At 55.3% G+C, this 18,478-nt stretch carries 16 protein-coding genes; 8 read left to right on the top strand and 8 right to left on the bottom strand.

Annotation, left to right across the window (positions count from 1 at the left end):
* Window positions 1-51 precede the first annotated feature (51 nt).
* The 3 genes from FHS72_RS13570 to FHS72_RS13560 all read left to right on the top strand — a co-directional run bounded on the left by FHS72_RS13570 (window position 52) and on the right by FHS72_RS13560 (window position 3,080).
* Window positions 52-705 (top strand): methyltransferase domain-containing protein, encoded by a 654-nt coding sequence (locus FHS72_RS13570; protein WP_183530042.1) that lies wholly within the window; start codon window positions 52-54, stop codon window positions 703-705.
* 60 nt (window positions 706-765) lie between these two features.
* Window positions 766-2,127 carry a TolC family outer membrane protein gene (locus FHS72_RS13565; RefSeq protein WP_183530040.1) on the top strand — a complete coding sequence of 454 codons (1,362 nt, stop codon included), beginning with the start codon at window positions 766-768 and terminating at the stop codon, window positions 2,125-2,127.
* A gap of 77 nt (window positions 2,128-2,204) precedes the next feature.
* Window positions 2,205-3,080, top strand: a complete 876-nt coding sequence (locus FHS72_RS13560) for a hypothetical protein (RefSeq protein WP_183530038.1) — start codon at window positions 2,205-2,207, stop codon at window positions 3,078-3,080.
* Here the strand turns inward: FHS72_RS13560 and FHS72_RS13555 are convergent, their stop codons facing one another.
* Both FHS72_RS13555 and FHS72_RS13550 read right to left on the bottom strand, forming a co-directional pair.
* On the bottom strand, window positions 3,081-4,532 hold the full coding sequence (locus FHS72_RS13555; protein WP_183530036.1) for a cobyric acid synthase: 1,452 nt from the start codon (window positions 4,530-4,532) through the stop codon (window positions 3,081-3,083).
* Window positions 4,533-4,733: 201 nt separating this feature from the next.
* Window positions 4,734-5,057: a DUF6280 family protein gene (locus FHS72_RS13550; RefSeq protein WP_008230719.1), complete on the bottom strand. Its 324-nt coding sequence runs from the start codon at window positions 5,055-5,057 to the stop codon at window positions 4,734-4,736.
* 226 nt (window positions 5,058-5,283) lie between these two features.
* On the opposite strand from FHS72_RS13550, the gene efp reads away from it, so the two are divergent.
* Window positions 5,284-5,847 (top strand): elongation factor P, encoded by a 564-nt coding sequence (efp, locus tag FHS72_RS13545; RefSeq protein ID WP_183530034.1) that lies wholly within the window; start codon window positions 5,284-5,286, stop codon window positions 5,845-5,847.
* Between the two features lie 61 nt (window positions 5,848-5,908).
* Here the strand turns inward: efp and ygfZ are convergent, their stop codons facing one another.
* Entirely contained in the window at window positions 5,909-6,676 is a 768-nt protein-coding gene (ygfZ, locus tag FHS72_RS13540) for a CAF17-like 4Fe-4S cluster assembly/insertion protein YgfZ (protein ID WP_183530032.1), read from the bottom strand.
* On the bottom strand, window positions 6,673-8,427 hold the full coding sequence (locus tag FHS72_RS13535; RefSeq protein ID WP_343042694.1) for an ABC transporter ATP-binding protein: 1,755 nt from the start codon (window positions 8,425-8,427) through the stop codon (window positions 6,673-6,675). Before FHS72_RS13535 ends, ygfZ begins: the two co-directional genes overlap by 4 nt.
* A 125-nt stretch (window positions 8,428-8,552) precedes the next feature.
* Between FHS72_RS13535 and FHS72_RS13530 the strand changes: the two genes are divergently transcribed.
* Entirely contained in the window at window positions 8,553-9,743 is a 1,191-nt protein-coding gene (locus FHS72_RS13530; protein WP_183530030.1) for a pyridoxal-phosphate-dependent aminotransferase family protein, read from the top strand.
* Here FHS72_RS13530 and FHS72_RS13525 read toward each other — a convergent pair.
* Entirely contained in the window at window positions 9,724-9,906 is a 183-nt protein-coding gene (locus FHS72_RS13525) for a hypothetical protein (RefSeq protein WP_183530028.1), read from the bottom strand. The two genes, FHS72_RS13530 and FHS72_RS13525, sit on opposite strands and share 20 nt — an antisense overlap.
* Window positions 9,899-11,023 (bottom strand): pyridoxal phosphate-dependent aminotransferase, encoded by a 1,125-nt coding sequence (locus FHS72_RS13520; protein WP_183530026.1) that lies wholly within the window; start codon window positions 11,021-11,023, stop codon window positions 9,899-9,901. The genes FHS72_RS13525 and FHS72_RS13520 overlap by 8 nt, the downstream gene beginning before the upstream one ends.
* Before the next feature lie 94 nt (window positions 11,024-11,117).
* Here FHS72_RS13520 and FHS72_RS13515 point away from each other — a divergent pair, with 94 nt between their 5' ends.
* Window positions 11,118-11,273 carry a Tat pathway signal protein gene (locus FHS72_RS13515; RefSeq protein WP_246414692.1) on the top strand — a complete coding sequence of 52 codons (156 nt, stop codon included), beginning with the start codon at window positions 11,118-11,120 and terminating at the stop codon, window positions 11,271-11,273.
* A gap of 67 nt (window positions 11,274-11,340) precedes the next feature.
* On the opposite strand, the gene FHS72_RS13510 is transcribed toward FHS72_RS13515, so the two are convergent.
* A complete protein-coding gene (locus FHS72_RS13510; protein WP_183530023.1) occupies window positions 11,341-14,475 on the bottom strand; it encodes a valine--tRNA ligase in 3,135 nt (1,044 codons plus the stop codon).
* Window positions 14,476-14,615: 140 nt separating this feature from the next.
* Here FHS72_RS13510 and FHS72_RS13505 point away from each other — a divergent pair, with 140 nt between their 5' ends.
* Both FHS72_RS13505 and FHS72_RS13500 read left to right on the top strand, forming a co-directional pair.
* On the top strand, window positions 14,616-16,916 hold the full coding sequence (locus FHS72_RS13505) for a xanthine dehydrogenase family protein molybdopterin-binding subunit (protein ID WP_183530021.1): 2,301 nt from the start codon (window positions 14,616-14,618) through the stop codon (window positions 16,914-16,916).
* On the top strand, window positions 16,903-17,997 hold the full coding sequence (locus FHS72_RS13500) for a DUF2235 domain-containing protein (RefSeq protein WP_343042693.1): 1,095 nt from the start codon (window positions 16,903-16,905) through the stop codon (window positions 17,995-17,997). The genes FHS72_RS13505 and FHS72_RS13500 overlap by 14 nt, the downstream gene beginning before the upstream one ends.
* Here FHS72_RS13500 and FHS72_RS13495 read toward each other — a convergent pair.
* A complete protein-coding gene (locus FHS72_RS13495; RefSeq protein WP_183530017.1) occupies window positions 17,978-18,460 on the bottom strand; it encodes a PaaI family thioesterase in 483 nt (160 codons plus the stop codon). The genes FHS72_RS13500 and FHS72_RS13495 overlap by 20 nt on opposite strands.
* Between the last annotated feature and the right edge of the window lie 18 nt (window positions 18,461-18,478).

Raw genomic sequence — 18,478 nt, 5'->3', positions numbered from 1 at the left:
CTGCGGTGTGGCATCACCAAAAGTGACATATTTCAAAAGAAGAGTGTTCCCGTGGTAGACTATAGCACCCGCCGCACGATGATGGTCGACACCCAAGTCCGCCCGTCAGACGTAACGAAATTCCCCATTATTGAGGCCATGCTGTCTGTGCCGCGCGAGATGTACGTGCCGGATAACATGCGCGAGGCGGCTTATATGGGCGAACATGTGACGCTTGGGGCTGACCGTGTTGTTCTTGATCCGCGCACTTTCGCCAAGATGATCGATGTTCTGGATATCCAACCGAGCCACAGTGTTTTGGATCTGGGTTGTGGTCTGGGCTATTCGACCGCCGTTCTGGCACGCTTGGCTGATTTTGTTGCTGGCGTCGAAGACGACGAAGATCTGGCGAACGAAGCCCAGACAAACCTGTCCGAAAACGGTGTTGATAACGCAGCTGTTTTGGCTGGCGCGTTGACTGAGGGCGCTGGCAAATCCGGCCCTTACGACATTATCATCACCGAAGGTGCCGTTGAAGAACTGCCTGCCGCGATCTTAGATCAGCTGCGTGAAGGCGGCCGTATCGGTTGCATTTTCGTCGACGGAACTTCGGGCGTCGTGCGTATAGGTCATAAGCTGAATGGCGAAATGAGCTGGCGTTTTGCGTTTAATGCGACCGCGCCGACGCTGGCTGGGTTTAAAAAAGAAGCTGCATTCACTCTTTGAATGTAGATGAAGTCCGCTGCAAAAGTGGACAGCGCGAACTGCGCAGAGGAGCGATCAGAGATGAAGAAATTTGCAGTGCAGCTTAAGACGATTGCCGCCGTCTGCTTTGTGACGTTTGCGCCTGCGGCGTCTGCGGAAACCCTAGCAGATGCGTTGACGTATGCTTACGATCACTCTGGTTTGATTGATCAAAACCGCGCGCTTTTGCGGGCTGCTGATGAAGATGTGGCACAATCTGTCGCGTCAACGTTGCCTGTGATCAACTGGGCTGCGACCGCTACATCGTCTGCACCGCGCACGACGGGCGCCGACTTGATATCCGCGAACGCTAGCATCTCTGCCAGCCTGACGATCTACGATTCCGGTGCAAACCAACTGGCGATTGATGCTCAAAAAGAGCTGGTTCTTGGGACGCGTCAATCACTGATCAATATCGAGCAGCAAGTGCTTTTGCGGGCGATTGAAGCCTACATGAACGTGCGCCGGAACTCGGAATTTGTGGCGCTGCGTCAAAGCAACGTGAACGTCATTAACCAAGAACTTCGGGCCGCGAATGATCGATTTGAAGTTGGTGAAGTGACGCGGACAGATGTATCGCTTGCCGAGGCTCGTTTGGCTGAAGCGCGTAGTTTGTTGGCATCTGCGCAGGGTAACTTGACGCAATCTGCCGAAGAATTCCGTGCCGCTGTTGGTCGTGCGCCGGGTCGTCTTGATCCTGTGTCGCCTGCGCCAGTCGCCCGCACAATCGACGATGCCAAGGCGTTCGCCGTGCGCAACCACCCGAGCATGCGCGAAGCTCAGCATAGCGTTTCAGCCGCAGAGCTGAACATCCGCCGTGCCGAAGCTGCAAACAATCCTTCCGTGAGCTTGGACGCAAGTCTGGGCTTTAACGACGAGTTTGATTTTGGCCGCCAAGTTGGTGTGACCGTTTCCGGCCCGATTTACCAAGGTGGACGCCTGTCGAGCGCTGTGCGTCAGTTCATGGCGCGTCGTGATGCGGCGCGAGCAGGCTTGCACATTACAAGTCACGGCATCGAGCAACAGGTTGGCAATGCTTACTCTTTCCTCGAAGTAGCGCGTGCATCGCGTCAGGCGTCCGAAGAACAAATTCGCGCATCGACCGTCGCATTCCGCGGTGTGCGTGAAGAGGCGACATTGGGCGCACGTACAACATTGGACGTTTTGAACGCCGAGCAGGAATTGCTAAGCGCGCGGGCGAACCAGATTTCGGCGCAAGCCGATGAGGTCGTCGCGTCCTACACGATGTTGTCTGCAACGGGTCTTTTGACCGCTGAACATCTGCGTTTGCCGGTGCAGCAATATGATCCGTCCGCCTACTATAATCTTGTGAAAGACGCGCCAACATCGACGTCTGATCAGGGCGCCGCATTGGATCGCGTATTGCGTGCAATCGGCGATTAAGCACAAATAGGCACAAGATGTTGTTTGATGGGACGTGAACGGCTACACTGTCCCAGAGGCGATCACAGGAATTATCAATGTCGGATCCGGTTAGTAATCATGATATTGAGGACGTTTTGTCCTCGATCCGCAGACTTGTGGCGCAGGGAAACCATGTCACAAAGCCCGAAACGCCTGAAAAAGCGCTTCGTTCGGTGCCGACATCGCCTGATCGTCTTGTCCTGACGCCAGCATTTCGGGTGCTCGATGCGCCGGCCCCAACCGAATCGCCAAAGCCAGACTTGTTAAAAATGCCACCTGATTTCGCAGGGACGACGGAAACGCCCAAGGCGTCGACAAAGGAATCGGTAGAGCAGGGGGCATTGGAAACGACCATTGCCGAACTCGAAGCCGCCGTCACACATACCTCTGATGACTGGGAGCCAGACGGCAGCGAAGGTCCGTTGGAAAGCAGTGTTACGTCTGCGTTCCTGCACAAACTTGATGCACGTCAGGCAAAAAGCCCCGAAGCCGCCGTCACCGAAGCTGTGACAGATCACATCGCCGAGACGATTGCTGATGAAATCGCACGCGGTATGCCCGCCAAAGAGGCTGATCCTGAAGTCGACGAAAGCGAGGCGGAAATCGTCGAAGACGACGCGGATAAGGTCACGTTCAGCCACACCCGGTTTGACGAAGTCTATGATCCGGTCGCTGAAGCGACTGCTGATGCCGCAGAAAAAGAGCCGGGCGATGTGTTTGGTGACGATCTTGCGCCTGACGTCGATCCACCACTTGGTGCGGTTGCGACTTACGGAAATACGCATTTGGTCGATCAAGACGCACTACGCCTGATGGTCAGCGAGATGATCCGCACAGAACTGCAAGGCGAAATGGGCGAACGCATTACGCGCAACGTCCGCAATCTTGTCCGTCGCGAAATCAACCGCGTGATCACCGAACAAGACGTCTGATCAGACCTCTGCGGCCAACGCCAAAATCGTATCAACGTCCATGTGTGTCTCTAGATGATCGGCCAGCGCGTCCAGCGTTGTGTCGACGCTATCGTCGTAGTTGTAGGTCGTCGGTGCGGCACCCAATGCAGTCAAATAGACGGACCGAAACGCATCCGCGCTAAAAAGCCCGTGCATATAACACCCTTGAATGCGACCATCCGCAGACGCGGCACCTTCGCCACGGCCATCAAGTTCAAGCCATGCGCGATGTGTATCGGGGCCAGTCGTGACGCCAATGTGGATTTCGTAGCCTCGAACCACAGCGCCAGTTTCGCGGTGGGTGGCGGTGATTTCTGTAAGGCGTTTTTCCTCAGTCATGACAGTCACAACATCCAACAGACCTAGGCCCGCAACACGGCACGGCGGCCCTTCGATCCCGGCATCATCTATAATTTGCGTGCCAAGCATCTGATACCCACCGCAAATTCCCAAAACGCGGCCGCCGCGCCGAACATGGGCTTGCAGGTCGATATCCCATCCTTGGGCGCGAAAGTGGGCAAGATCAGCGATGGTCGATTTCGAACCGGGGATCAGGATAAGGTCCGCATCTCCTGGCAGAGGCTGTCCGGGTTGGATAATCTCGACACTGACGTCTGGCGTGGCCGACAGCGGATCAAGGTCGTCGAAATTCGCAATCCGGTTCAGTTTCGGCACCGCGATCTTGATCGGACCACCTTTGCGCGACGCGATGTCCATGACGTCCTCGGCGGGCAGGCGCCACGCATCGGCGAACCAAGGAATGATGCCGCAGGGGGTCCAGTCGGTTTTTGCTGCGATGATGTCCATGCCCTCTGCGAAAAGCGTCGTGTCGCCTCGGAACTTGTTGATTGCAAAGGCTTTGATCAGAGCACAGTCCGCGTCGGGTAAGACGGCGTGGGTGCCCACCAGTTGGGCAATGACGCCGCCACGATCAATGTCACCAATCAGCGCAACAGGGACGCCAGCCGCCGAAGCAAAGCCCATGTTGGCGATGTCGCCGGCGCGAAGGTTTACTTCGGCAGGACTACCTGCTCCTTCGACGATGATCAAATCGGCTTGAGATTTCAGCCTGTTAAAACTTTCCAATACGGCAGGCATTAGCGTCGATTTCATCTTGCCGTAGTCGCGGGCTTTCATGGTCGTCATTCGTTTGCCGTGAACCACGACCTGTGCGCCGACCTCGGATTCCGGTTTCAACAAGACGGGGTTCATATCTGTATGCGGAGCCAATCCGCAGGCACGTGCTTGTAACGCTTGCGCGCGACCGATTTCGCCGCCGTCGCTGGTTACAGCGGCGTTGTTCGACATATTTTGAGGTTTAAACGGCGCGACGGACATCCCCCGACGGGTTGCCGCGCGGGCGAGCCCCGCGACCAACATCGATTTGCCGACGTTCGAGCCGGCCCCTTGGATCATGATCGCTTTGGTCATCGCGTCCCCCTGCGCCACGTGTGTAAAAGCAGTTGGCGGACTGCGAAAGGGTTTGAATGCAATTGCCTCATGAAAGGTCGTCGATGACGTCGGCAGCTTCAGTCCGAAGTGAAGATCACCCAATAAAAACGCCGCCCCGAGCAGAGGGCGGCGTTTTGAAAAGTCGGCCTGGCAGGGCCAACATAACTTTTGAGCGGTCGTTTACGCGGCGCGAGCTTCTTGCTCTGCTGCGTTACGGCGTTCGCTTTCTTCGCGGGAAAGAGCAACTGATGTACGTACACCTTTGCCAACAAATTCCATCAAGCCACCGACCACACGTTCGTTCGGGTCGATGCCTGCGCAAGATAATACTTCGCGGCCATCGCGGGACCGTGCCCAACGTGCGATTTGCTCGGGGCCGTTGCCGTATTTCTTATCATCCGCGATCGCATCATCCAAAGCGGCTAGGACGACTGCAGCGAATAACTTGCGGGCGCGGTTGCCCTGTTCATTGTTAAAAGCTGTTCCGTCGACAAAATCACGCATCGTGCATCCTTTTGGTTTTTGGTCTTGTAGTTCTCGCGTCTGACCGCTTATGCCCGAATGTATCCGATTCGGGTGGTCTCTTTTGGAATGGCAGTTATGCACTTACTGCATAGCGGAAACAGTCCAAATGGCTTATTTAGTCTTCTTGCAAGGGTCTGTTCACCAATATATAGAGTTGAGCAGGGGTTCCTCAACCTTTTGCCGCAATTCTGACACAAAGTGACTCATGCCAAAAATTAACGGAAATGAAATTCGTCCAAGCAACGTTTTGGAACATGACGGTGGGCTTTGGGCCGCCGTTAAGGTTGATCACGTTAAACCGGGCAAAGGCGGCGCGTTTGCGCAGGTTGAACTCAAGAACCTACGCGACGGGCGCAAACTGAACGAACGCTTTCGGTCTGCCGACAAAGTAGAACGGGTGCGGCTGGAACAAAAAGACCAGCAATTCCTGTTCGAAGCAGACGATATGCTGACGTTCATGGATAGCGAAACCTACGACCAAATTGCATTACCTGCGGATATTCTGGGCGATCTGCGCCCGTTTTTGCAGGACGGCATGGTTGTGAAGATTGAATACCACGAGGAAGAAGCGTTGAATGTAACGCTGCCTAATCGCGTGATTTGCAAGGTTGCTGAAACCGAACCTGTGGTAAAAGGCCAGACTGCGGCGAACAGCTTTAAGCCCGCGACGCTGGATAATGGTGTGCGTGTTATGATCCCACCATTCGTGGGGCAGGACGAAGATATCGTCGTGAGCACCGAAACGCTGGAATACGTCGAGCGCGCTTAATTAATTGAGAATAGGTGAAAAGCCGGTCCATTTGGGGCCGGCTTTTTTGTGTCTGCTCGGGTTATGAGTTGTTTTGGCGAAATGAAGCTGGAGCGGTGGTGATCAAAGTTAACGCGGCATTTGCGGTTTGCATGTCTGTCGCGCGGTCAAAACGCAGATAAGCCAGACCAGTTTCACCCGCAACGCTGTGTAAGGTTCCCGCCGGTTTTCCGTTAGTCGTGATCTCGTCGCCAGACTGCGCAGTGCCAACGATCTTGACCTGCGCGAGACCTTTTTTGAGTTCGGTTTTATGTTTCATCCGCGCGGCGATTTCCTGACCGACGTAGCAGCCTTTGCGAAAATCAATGCCGTTTAAGCGCTCGAAACCAAGCTCAAGGATGTAACTGTCAGGTGTTAATTCTACACCAGTTTCCGGGACCATCAAATCAACATGCATCGCCACCCAATCGGTGTTATCGTTGATATCGGTGTCGCCATATGCCCGCCAGCCAAGGTCGTGGTGACGTGAATCGGGCAGGGCATCTTTTGGTGCTGCGCCGGTTCCTTTTGACGCGATCAAATCCGTCTCGGTTATCTGCACGTCTGCACGTAAACGATACATATTCAGACGTTGTGCAAGCTGCGCGGCATGGCTGGTGGCGACATCAATAAGCAAGTCATCGGCGCGGCCAATAATAAAGAAGTCCGCGATGAATTTACCTTGTGGGGTCAGCAGTGCCGCGTAGACGATACCGTCTTTTGCTTTTTCAACGTCGTTGGTCACGAGCCCTTGTAGGAACGAGACACGGTCGTTGCCTGTGATTGATAATACGGTGCGTGTCTTAGTCATATTTTGGCCTGCGATTGTGCGAACTGAAGGTTATAAAGATCGGCATAGATCCCGCCGCGTTCAAGGAGTGCGTCGTGTGTTCCGTGATCGACGACCTTGCCGTGGTCCATCACAATAATGCTGTCTGCGTTCCGGACGGTCGAGAGCCGGTGTGCGATCACAAGTGTTGTCCGGCCAACAGACAGCCGTTCCAAAGCCGCTTGGACCACGGCTTCAGATTTTGTGTCGAGCGCACTGGTTGCTTCGTCAAGCAACAAGATCGGCGTATCGCGCAGCAATGCACGCGCAATTGCAACACGTTGGCGTTGTCCGCCAGATAGGTTCGAGCCACGCGGGCCAGCGGGGCTATCAAGACCATCGGGCATTTTTGCTAAGAAATCGCTAACGTGTGCTGCATCCAGTACCTCTTGCAATGTGTCGTCCGCGATATCGTGTCGGCCGAGCAGGATATTATCCCGCACGCTTTCGTCGAAGAGTGCCGCGTCCTGCGCGACTACCGAAAATAGCCCGCGCAGATCGCCGAGCGCAAGTTCTGACGTTGCCGTGCCGCCGATCGTGACGATGCCTTCTCTGGGGTCGATCAGGCGCGTTAGCACGTTGAATATCGTGCTTTTTCCCGCGCCAGAAGCGCCCACAAGTGCAGTTGTCTTGCCTGCTTCGGCCGTGAACGTCGTGCCGCGCAAGACAGGTAAGTCACCGTAATCCAAGGAAACATCTGTGAATGTGATCGCAGGGGCGCCAGTTGGGCGCGGTTTGGGCGTCGCAGGGGAAGTTAAAGTCGGACGTGCGTTCAAAATCTCTTTGATCCGGTCGATTGAGGCGGCAGCGGTCTGCCATTGGCCGCTCATCGCACCGAGGCGCCGCAAGGGTTCGAACGTCAGCGACATCGCCGTGAAGAACGACATGAACTGACCAACCGACTTTTCGCCAGCGATAATTTCGGACCCGCCAAAGACCAATACGCCCAAGAAACCAATGCCCGTCATCACGTCAATCAGGCCCGGAACAGCGGCTTTGCCCGTTGCGGATTTGACCTCTGCCTTGACCCGCTGGGTCTGGAGGGCAGCGTATTGGTTGGACTGATAGCTTTCGAGTGCGTTGAGCTTGATCGGATTGATACCGTGGAAAACCTCGTCGAGGCGAGTGGACATGCGACCAGCCAATTCGCGGGCGACACCTGACCTTTTGCGTACGTAGGCTTGTGCCGCAAAGGTGGGGAGAACAAGAAACGGTAGGCCGACCAATGCGATCAACGTCCATTTCCAATCGACGGAAATAGCAACTGAAAACAAGGTGATAAGCGCAATTAGGTCGCGCCCGAACGCCGTCGCAAGTGAGGACCAGATTTGGTTCACAGCTGTGACATCACCTTGCACACGTTCGATCAATTGACCCGGTGGATTTGCTTGATGATAGCTGCTGTCCAGTTCCATAATGTGCCGCAAAAGATGGTTGCGCATGGCGGCCGCGGACAATTGTGTCAGCTTGGCCATCAAGATCTTCTGGCCAGTACCACTGACCGCACGCACGCAAAAGATCGTCATGATCCCGATGCCGACCCACCATAACGCACTGACTTCGCCTTGTACGAAAACGTCATCGAACATTGGCTGAATCATCCAACTGAGGAACCCCAGCATCGATCCTTCGATCGCCATCAAAAATAACGCACCAAAGAACAAAGCTTTGTAAGGGCGCAGATAATCGCGCCAAAGCCATGCAAAAAGTCGGGTAGCTGAGGTCTCTGACACGTCTAAATTCCTGTAGTTACTTATCTGATCTAAGCTGGATCAGGACATGGGGCAAGGCAACTGCTTGACCTCATTGGTTGGGGGCGTAGGGTTCTATGCAACACCAAACTTTTGAAAGATTTTCAATGTCACTAGCAAATGGTCGTGCCTATTTGGCGATCCCTGGTCCTTCTGTCATGCCTGACGCCGTTTTGCAGGCGATGAACCGCGCATCTCCGAACATTTACGAAGGCGAATTGCACGACCTGACCCGTTCGTTAATCCCTGATTTGAAGACGATCGCACGGACAGAACATAATGTGGCGATCTATATCGGCAATGGCCATGCCGCATGGGAAGCCGCGTTATCCAACGTTTTGTCGCGTGATGATACGGTTCTGGTGCTTGCAACGGGCCTGTTTTGCGTCGGCTGGGGCGAGGTCGCTAAGGGGCTCGGCGTGAATGTCCAGACCATCGACTATGGCAATACAGAGCCTGTTGATCTGGACCAATTGGCCGCTGTTCTAAAGGCCGACACCGACCACAAAATCAAAGCGATCTTGGCTGTGCATGTGGATACATCGACTAGCGTTAAGAACGACGTGCCAGGGATGCGCCGCGTTTTGGACGAGGTGAAACACCCTGCTTTGTTGATGGTTGATTGCATTGCGTCTTTCGGCTGCGACCGCTTCGAGATGGACGCGTGGGGCGTGGATGTCATGGTGACAGCCTGTCAAAAGGGGCTCATGACGCCCGCAGGGATTAGTTTTGTCTACTTCAACGACAAAGCAAATGCAGCCCAAGGTGACTGCGTGACAGCGTATTGGGATTGGCGCAAGCGGATCAATCCTGAAGTCTATTTCATGTATTTTTATGGGACCGCTCCGACGCATCATCTGTATGGATTGCGCGTTGCGTTGGATTTGATCCTCGCGGAAGGGGTGGAATCCGTTTGGGATCGCCATGCGATTTTGGCAAATGCCGTTTGGGCGGCGTTTGATAAATGGTCGGTTCCGGGGGGGATTGCGCTGAATATTGCGAAGCCGGAAAATCGGTCACACGCGGTGACGTCTTGTGTCGCTACATCGCCAGATGGGGACAGATTGCGCCAGTGGTGCGAGCATCAAGCGGGGCTGACGCTGGGCATCGGGTTAGGGCGGTCGCCGTCCGATGCGTATTTCCGGATCGGGCACATGGGACACGTGAACGCGCATATGATTATGGGCGTGCTTGGGACGATGGAAGCGGGCTTGAAGGCGCTCGATATTCCCCACGGTGACGGCGGACTTGCTGCTGCGGTGATGGTGATCGCGAACGCTACTCGCGGCGCGGCGTAAAACGGGAAAGGCCTATGTTACAGGCATAGGCCGACCCAATCGCCCACAAGAACCCGAACACGATGTTGATTGTCCAAAGCAAGATAAAAACCAACACACCAAAGCTCACGAGAAACGCGTTCGTGAAGTTTTCGACACGTCCGGTGGGGCGTTGGCTATTCATGCGTGAACGCGGCTTCCGCCTCTAGCAACGCGTCGGGTAGGGCGGCTGCAAAGGCACGCATATCGGCGATGGGGCCGCAGCTGACACGAATGCACCGGTTTTGTGGCGCAATGGATGGCATCCGAACGAAAATACCGCGATCAACCAAAGCATCGAGCAGTGCTTTCGCGAAAACCCCATCCCGACCGCAATCAATTGTCACGAAATTCGTGGCGGACTGAAGTGGGATCAATCCGTTATCTAAGGCGATTGCACTGATCTCGGCGCGCGAATCCGCGATCTTTTCGCGGATGGTGGCGATCCAATCCGTGTCCGCAAGCGCGGCAAGCGCACCGGCTTGGCCAATGCGCGACATGCCAAAATGATTGCGCACTTTGTTAAAGGCAGAGATCACATCAGGGTGGCCGATGGCATAACCGACGCGAGCACCAGCCATGCCGTAAGCTTTTGAAAACGTGCGCATACGCACCACGCGCGGGTCATTCGGGTCAATGTCCGCGACCGCAGTTTCCGGCGCCAGTTCGATATAAGCTTCGTCCAAAATAAGTAACGCACCCTCTGGCACGGCTCGCACCATGCGTTTGATGGTTTTGCCGTCATGGCAACTGCCCATTGGGTTGTCGGGGTTCGAGATATAGATCAGCTTAGCGCCTACTTCTGTTGCTTTCGCGATCAAACGGTCGGGGTCTTCAAAGTCGCCTGTATAGGGAATGGTGTGCAAAGCGCCGCCGAAACCGGCGACGTGATAGTTAAATGTCGGGTAAGCCCCCGCAGAGGTGACGACGGGATCGTCCTGCCCGACAAACAGGCGGACGACGAGGCCGAGCAGCGTGTCGATACCTTCACCAACCATAATGTGTTGGGGATCAATGCCATGATGATCGGCAATCGCCTCTCGCAGATCGTGGCTTTCCGGATCGGCATACATCCACGCCTCCGACGCGGCGTTTGCCATGGCATCAATCGCCGTGGGCGAGGGGCCAAAGCCATTTTCGTTCGCCCCAAGACGGGCCGTGAATGCAGCACCACGTGCGCGTTCCTGCGCCTCTGGTCCCACGAAGGGTACAGTTGCGGGAAGGCTGGCGGCGAGGGCGGTGAGGCGCGTGTCATTTTTCATGCCGTGATTTAAGCGAGCAAAGCCAGTCCTTGCAATCGCCTTTTGCACCACTACCTCGGATTGGTTCGCAGCAAGTTAACAGATGGACGTAATTATGCTTAATCGACGCAGTTTTATCATCAGCGCGGGTGCCACGGCGGCGACACGGATTGTTCCTGTGGTCAGTCGCACGTCGGGACGGCGGGTGCTGACGCTCGTTTATGATAAAGCGCTGGGGATGATGCGTGCTGTGGAACGTATTGTCCCATAACGACTCTGTTTCGCCGGAGGCATGTTTTGGTATGCCTCCGGCGGGAGTTGTTGTTGGCGAAATGAAGTTAACCCAGCTCTTGAAGGCGCGCGATGGCAGCTTTGATTTGGGCTTCTTCGTCTTCGCGTAGACGCAAGTTTTCACGAGTCTCGGCGATCACCTCTTCAGGGGCAGATTCGACGAATTTCGGGTTCTTCAAGCGACCGCGCAATCCACCGAGTTCCTTGGCCAATTTACCAAGCGACTTTTCAAGACGTGCGATTTCTTCGGGCACGTCGATCAGACCTTCAAGCGGGATACCGAAGGTGCCGCCGTCCATAGGAATTGTCACGCAACCCTTTGGAAAGTCGGTGACATTTTCCAAGGATTCGATCCGCGCGAGGCGTTGGATCAAGACGTGGTTATTATCCCACGCAGATTGCCCTTTTGCGTCAAGGCTTTGCACCAACAGTGGCACTTTCGCCCCAGCAGGCACGTGGGTTTGAGCGCGGTTCGAGCGCACGGATTCGATGAGGTTAATCACCCAATTCATCTCGCGATCAGCCTCTGCATCGACAAGACCAGCCGCCGTGTAGGTTGGCCAGTCAGCGTGGACGAGCATTTTTGCGCGACTGTCCGCAAGGCCCCACAACTCTTCGGTGATGAAGGGTTTGATCGGGTGCAGCAGGATCAGACATTGGTCCAATACCCAGCGCAGTGTCTTTTGCGTCTCGTCCTTTGCTGCCGCATCATCGCCTTGCAAAATCGGTTTGGAAAACTCTAGATACCAGTCGCAGACCTTGCCCCACGTGAAAGCGTAAAGCGCGTTGGCCGCATCGTTAAAGCGGTAGTCAGTGAGTGCGTGGTCAACCGTTTCGCGCACTTTTGCAGTCTCGCCGATGATCCATTTATTCAGCGTCTGAGAGACCACAGGCATTGACGTATCACCCGGATTAGGGATTTCGTAATGTTCGGCAAAACTAAAGGCATTCCAAAGCTTTGTCCCAAAATTACGGTAGCCTTTGATCCGGTCCTCGGACAGCTTTAACACGCCGCCCAGCGCTGCCATTTGCGCCATGGTAAAGCGCAGCGCGTCAGCACCAAATTCGTCCACTACCACAAGCGGGTCCACGACGTTGCCTTTGGTTTTCGACATCTTCTCGCCCTTCTCATCGCGGACGAGTTGGTGCAGGTAGACAGTGTGGAACGGGTTTTCGCCCTCAACCGCTTGGGACATCATCATCATGCGGGCGACCCAGAAAAACAGGATGTCTTGGCCGGTGATCAACACATCGCCGGGGAAGTATTTGTCGAGTTCCGGCGTCTGTTCCGGCCAGCCGAGCGTGCCGAAAGGCCAGAGGCCAGACGAGAACCATGTGTCGAGGACGTCAGCATCGCGCCAAACGGGGTAGACTAACTTGGTTGGGTCCTGATCCATCGCATATTGCGCGAGGCACTCGGCGAGCGTGTGCGCAGCGGTGGCTTTGTCTGCGACCTCAACCACGCGGGCGTTGCTGAGCGGGATGGGCAGCTTTGCCATGACGTTCGAGAATTGATCTTTGACGTCATCGAAAGTCGATGCTGCATGGTGCTGTTCGTTACCGTCCAGCAAGGTTTGGCGCGACAAAAGTCCCATCATTTCAACGATATCAAGCGCGCCGTCGCCTTCGTCATCAGTAAACCCGTGAGATGCTAGATCGAGGCCATACCAAACCGGAATCTGATGCCCCCACCACAATTGCCGCGAGATGCACCATGGCTCGATGTTCTCAAGCCAGTGGTAAAACACCTTTTCGCCGCTCTCTGGCATGATCGTGACGTCGCCGTTCTTCACAGCGTCCAGCGCAGGCCCGACGATTTTATCGGTGTCCACGAACCATTGGTCGGTCAGCGCAGGTTCGATCACAACCTTGGACCGGTCGCCAAACGGTTGCATGATTTTCTTGGCCTCGACATAAGGCACGGTCTCGGTCACTTCGACCTTTTCGCCGTCGTCGTTTTTCTCAACCCGCGTGACGTCATGCATCACGGCAAGGCCCTCGTCGGTGATGTCGGCGATCACCCTTGTGCGGGCGTCGAAACGATCAAGGCCACGGTATTCTTCGGGCACAAGGTTCATCGCGGCGATCTTGGCTTCGTCAAAGGTTTCTTCACCGTTTACAATGGCTTGCGCGGTTGCGGCCTCTTCCGCATAGGGCCGCCCGTCAGCGCGCATCGCACCTTTGGTATCCATCAGCGCATACATCGGAATGCCGCCACGTTTCGCGACTTGGTAGTCGTTGAAATCATGCGCGCCCGTGATTTTCACGGCACCAGAGCCGAAATCCTTGTCGGGGTATTCGTCGGTGATAATCGGGATCAAGCGGCGCTGCGCCTTTGGCCCAACCGGAATTTCGCATAGCTTTCCGACGATTGACGCATAACGCTCATCCGACGGATGCACGGCGACGGCACCATCCCCCAGCATGGTTTCAGGGCGCGTGGTCGCGATGGAAATATAATCGCGCTCTTCTTCCAGAATAGTAACTCCGTCTTCATCTTTTTCGATGTAGGTATAAGTCGCCCCGTTCGCGAGGGGGTATTTGAAATGCCACATATGGCCGTCGACTTCGATGTTTTCTACTTCGAGATCGGAAATGGCTGTCTCAAAATGGGGGTCCCAGTTCACCAGACGTTTACCGCGATAAATCAGGCCGTCTTCATACATCTTGACGAAGACTTTGATCACGGCATCATGGAAATTACCTTCTTCACCTTCGGGCGCATTTGGCGCACCGGACATGGTAAAGGCGTTGCGTGACCAATCGCAGGACGCGCCAAGACGCTTGAGCTGCTCAATAATCGTGCCGCCGCTTTCGGCTTTCCATTCCCAAACTTTTTCCAGGAACGCATCGCGGCCCATTTCAGCACGTTTCGGCAAACCATCCGCGGCGAGCTTTTTCTCAACCATCAATTGGGTCGCAATACCGGCGTGATCCTGCCCCGGTTGCCATAGCGTGTCGTAGCCTTGCATCCGTTTCCAGCGCACAAGGATGTCTTGCAAAGTGTTGTTAAAGGCGTGACCGACGTGCAGCACGCCAGTGACGTTCGGCGGCGGGATCATGATGGTAAAGGTTTCATCGCGAGACTTGTTTGCCCCGGCTTTGAATGCGTCTGATGCTTCCCATGCGTCGTAGATGCGTTTTTCAGCTGCGCTTGCGTCGAATGTCTTGTCCATCGCCATGATTGTGCCGTCCTTTTCAGTTGGGTCCGTCTTACCCAATGGGGCGTGGCGCGAAAAGGGAAAAGGGGCAGCTGCGAAACGGGCATTGTGAGATTTGGCGCAGTAGGCCATCATTCTTGCGAGCCAAAGGGGACCGCGACATGGAAAAATTTGGGCGCAGCCAATCTGTGACGCGGACCGAGGATCTTCGGTTCCTATCGGGCGGCGGGCAATATGTTGACGATATCGCGCCAGAGGGGGCGCTGTTTGCATACTTTCTGCGGTCCAATATGGCTCACGCGCAGATCGTTGAACTGGATGTCACCGCTGCGCGAGACATGCCCGGCGTGGCACTGGTGTTGACTGCGCAGGATTTGAAGGCTGGCGGTGTGCAACTTAGAATGAAGGCGTCGATTATCAAAAACATCGACGGCTCAACTGCGGCTGACCCGTTGCGCCCGTTATTAGCGCAGGATCGGGTGCGCTATGTTGGCGAAGCGATTGCGCTAATCGTGGCCGATAGTTTGAACGCTGCCAAAGATGCGGCAGAAGCGGTCACTTTTGAGCTGGAAGAGTTGCCAGTGCATCTGGATCTTTCCGTCGGCGGCGAGGCGATCCATGCGGAGGCAGCGGAAAACCTTGCGCTGACTTATGGCTGCGGCAACGCGGCAGACACCAAAGCCGCACTGGCTGAGGCTGCGCATTTGGTAACGGTCCAAGTGCCCGATAATCGCGTCATCGCCGCATCAATGGAGCCGCGCGGTTGCTTTGCCGAAATGACCGACGGACGGCTGCATGTCGCGGTGAATGGGCAGGGTGTTTGGGGGCCAAAGGCTGATCTGGCCTATCATTTGGGCATGGAGAAATCCGATATTCGCGTCACAAACCCCGACACTGGCGGCGGCTTTGGGATGAAGGCGATGGGCTATCCCGAAACAATCGCTGTTGCACATGCCACGCGTGTTTTGGGTCGCCCTGTGCGCTGGATGTCGGAGCGAACTGAGGCAATGTTGACTGACAATGCGGGCCGCGATTTGGTGACCACAGCGACACTGGCGTTTGATGCCGACTTTAAGATCACGGGCTATTCCATTGATTCCGTGTGTAATTTGGGTGCGTATAACTCGGGTTATGCCCAATTCATCCAAACTGACTTATTTTCCAAGGTGCTGATGGGCACGTATGATGTGCAAGCTGCGTTCATGAAAACCGTGGGCGTTTACACGAACACAACGCCCGTGGATGCGTACCGTGGGGCCGGACGACCAGAGGCGATCTTTGTCTTGGAACGAGCAATGGACGAGGCCGCGCGGCAACTTGGGGTCGATGCGTGGGACTTGCGTCGCAAGAACTTTATCGCGCCGGATCAGTTTCCCTACACCACCGCGACGGGCGTCACCTATGATGTTGGCGAGTTCTCAAACCTGCTCACGCGGGCGGGCACCGAGGCGGATGTTGACGGCTTCGCGCGGCGTAAATCAGCATCAGCCGAGCAGGGAAAGCTGCGCGGTCACGGGCTATGTTATTATATCGAAAGCATTCTTGGCGCTCCGACAGAAACATCGCGGGTGGATTTTGTTGAAGATGGTGCGCTGATATATGTCGGTACGCAATCTGGCGGGCAGGGGCACGAAACAGTTTATGCCCAGTTTCTCGCGGATCAAACGGGCATCCCCGCCGATAAAGTGCATGTCGTTCAGGGTGACAGCGACCTGATCCCAACGGGCGGTGGCACGGGCGGATCGCGTTCTGTGACTGTGCAAAATACAGCGACATTGGCAACGGTCGCGAAAATCACTGACGTTTTCACGGCGTTCTTAGCAGAGGTCGCAGGGGTGTCCGCCGCTGACATTTCCTTTGACGACGAGCGGTTTCGCATCCCTGACTCCAATTTATCGCCCACGATGTTGGACGTGGCAGAACTGGCGCGTGACGCTGGGCGTGACGATTTGTTAACGCACACTGCGACGATCACACTGGAAAATCGCAGCTTTCCGAATGGTGCACATGTGGCCGAAGTCGAAGTCGATCCCGAAACTGGTGTCGTAGAGGTGAAAAAATACAGCGTCGTTGATGACTTTGGTAACCTTATTAATCCTATGTTGGTTGCAGGGCAGGTGCATGGCGGCGTTGCGCAGGGTATCGGTCAGGCCATTACGGAGCGGGTTGTTTTTGATGAATACGGTCAGCTGCTCACGGCAAGTTTTATGGATTATGGCGTGCCACGCGCCGATGATGTTCCAATGGTTAATTTTGCAACCCAAGGGACGCCGTCACACTATAATCCCATGGGCATGAAAGGCTGTGGTGAGGCGGGAACCGTTGGCGCGTTAGCGGCTGTGACAAATGCGGTTGTGGATGCGTTGTGGGACCATGGCGTAAGAGATGCCGCGATGCCGTTTACGCCTCATCGGGTGTGGTCGATGTTGCAAAAGGCAAAGGTTAATCGTGCAGTTACGTGATTGGATATTTGGGCTTTTTGGGGCCAAAGCTAGAACCGCCGAAGGGCAACCGCGTGCACGCGGGCAAGCAACGCATGTGATAATTCTGGACGGGACTGCATCGTCGCTCGTATCCGGGCGCGAAACACATGCCGGTATGACCTATAAACTGCTGAACGAGGTCGGTCATTCGGCTAACCTGACGGTTCATTACGAGGCAGGCATCCAATGGCGCGATTGGCGTGGCACGTGGGATGTGATCACTGGTAAGGGAATTAACAAGCAAATCGAGCGGGCATATGGTGTGCTCGCATCGCGTTATAGGCCTGGCGACAAGATTGTTTTAATTGGATATTCTCGTGGTGCCTACGCGGTTCGGTCTTTGGCTGGCGTGATCGAAATCGTCGGTCTGGTCAAACATGATTGTGCCACCGTGCGCACGATCCGGACAGCATACCGTCATTACCGGACGGGCGGTCGCAGCAAATTTGCCAAACAGTTTCGGGCGCAACACTGTCATTCTAGGGCCGACACAGCGATTGAAGCGGTGGCCGTTTGGGACACTGTGAAGGCGCTGGGGCTGCGCGTGCCGATTCTCTGGCGTTGGCTAGATCCAGCGCAACCGTTTCATAACCACACGCTCGGGCCACAGGTTCGCAACGGCTTCCACGCGCTTGCCTTGGATGAAACGCGCGAAGCTTATGCGCCGGTGCTGTGGACGTCACCAACTGGCTGGACTGGAAATATGGAACAGGTCTGGTTTCGCGGATCGCATAGCGACGTCGGTGGGCAAATCACAAGCTTGCCTGCGGCACGGCCCTTGGCGAATATCTCGCTTGTCTGGATGTTAGAGCGATTGGAAATGTGCGGTGTTCCGTTACCCGATCACTGGGAGAGCCGGTTCGAGACGGACGTCAATGCGCCATCCTGCGGATCATGGCGCAGATGGGGAAAAGTGTTTTGGGGTCGCAGGCGTCGGTTGGTCGGAATGGATGCATCCGAAAGACTGCATATTACAGTTGATCCGGCGCGGTATCGCAAAGCTTTTGTTCGCGACTTTCAGCAGGCCCGTTCAGATCAGGTCACTCCGCAATCTTCATAATCAGACAGGTCGTTGATCCTGTCGCATAGAGTTTGCCATCGATTACTCCGCGGATTTCACCGCTGGCGACACCAGTTGTCCGACCTGCGTGATCAATCCAGCCTGTTGCCGTAATTTCGGTGCCCAGCGGGATGTTGCGCGTCAAATTTATTTTGTATTCCAAGGTGGTGTAGATTGATCCCTTGGGAACTTTCGTCATGACCGCGCATGCCATGCAGCTATCCAATAACGTCCCGTACCAACCGCCGTGCACTGTCCCCATCGGATTAGTGTGGTCAAATTCGGGGGTGCCACGAAAGATGACTTTGCCATCTTCGACGTGATCCAGCGTGTAATTCAAGATCGCCGAGATCGGAGGTCTGGCAACAGTGCCTGCGACGACGCCTTGCATAAATTGAAGCCCCGACATGGACAACGTTTGCGCCCGTGTCGGGAGGTCATCTGGTGTTTTAGCTGTGAACATGCGGGCTCCGATTGTTTC

The organism is Yoonia ponticola, assembly GCF_014199395.1.
In the GTDB taxonomy this organism is placed as follows: Bacteria; Pseudomonadota; Alphaproteobacteria; order Rhodobacterales; family Rhodobacteraceae; genus Yoonia; species Yoonia ponticola.
The sequence above is the reverse complement of the archived record's forward strand: the minus strand, read 5'-3'. Positions and strand labels throughout refer to the sequence as shown.

Coding starts and splice junctions, on each gene's coding strand:
- FHS72_RS13565 (WP_183530040.1), top strand. CDS start 766: ATGAAGAAATTTGCAGTGCAGCTTAAGACGATTGCCGCCGTCTGCTTT.
- FHS72_RS13560 (WP_183530038.1), top strand. CDS start 2,205: ATGTCGGATCCGGTTAGTAATCATGATATTGAGGACGTTTTGTCCTCG.
- FHS72_RS13555 (WP_183530036.1), bottom strand. CDS start 4,532: ATGACCAAAGCGATCATGATCCAAGGGGCCGGCTCGAACGTCGGCAAA.
- FHS72_RS13550 (WP_008230719.1), bottom strand. CDS start 5,057: ATGCGTGATTTTGTCGACGGAACAGCTTTTAACAATGAACAGGGCAAC.
- efp (WP_183530034.1), top strand. CDS start 5,284: ATGCCAAAAATTAACGGAAATGAAATTCGTCCAAGCAACGTTTTGGAA.
- ygfZ (WP_183530032.1), bottom strand. CDS start 6,676: ATGACTAAGACACGCACCGTATTATCAATCACAGGCAACGACCGTGTC.
- FHS72_RS13530 (WP_183530030.1), top strand. CDS start 8,553: ATGTCACTAGCAAATGGTCGTGCCTATTTGGCGATCCCTGGTCCTTCT.
- FHS72_RS13525 (WP_183530028.1), bottom strand. CDS start 9,906: ATGAATAGCCAACGCCCCACCGGACGTGTCGAAAACTTCACGAACGCG.
- FHS72_RS13520 (WP_183530026.1), bottom strand. CDS start 11,023: ATGAAAAATGACACGCGCCTCACCGCCCTCGCCGCCAGCCTTCCCGCA.
- FHS72_RS13515 (WP_246414692.1), top strand. CDS start 11,118: ATGCTTAATCGACGCAGTTTTATCATCAGCGCGGGTGCCACGGCGGCG.
- FHS72_RS13510 (WP_183530023.1), bottom strand. CDS start 14,475: ATGGCGATGGACAAGACATTCGACGCAAGCGCAGCTGAAAAACGCATC.
- FHS72_RS13505 (WP_183530021.1), top strand. CDS start 14,616: ATGGAAAAATTTGGGCGCAGCCAATCTGTGACGCGGACCGAGGATCTT.
- FHS72_RS13495 (WP_183530017.1), bottom strand. CDS start 18,460: ATGTTCACAGCTAAAACACCAGATGACCTCCCGACACGGGCGCAAACG.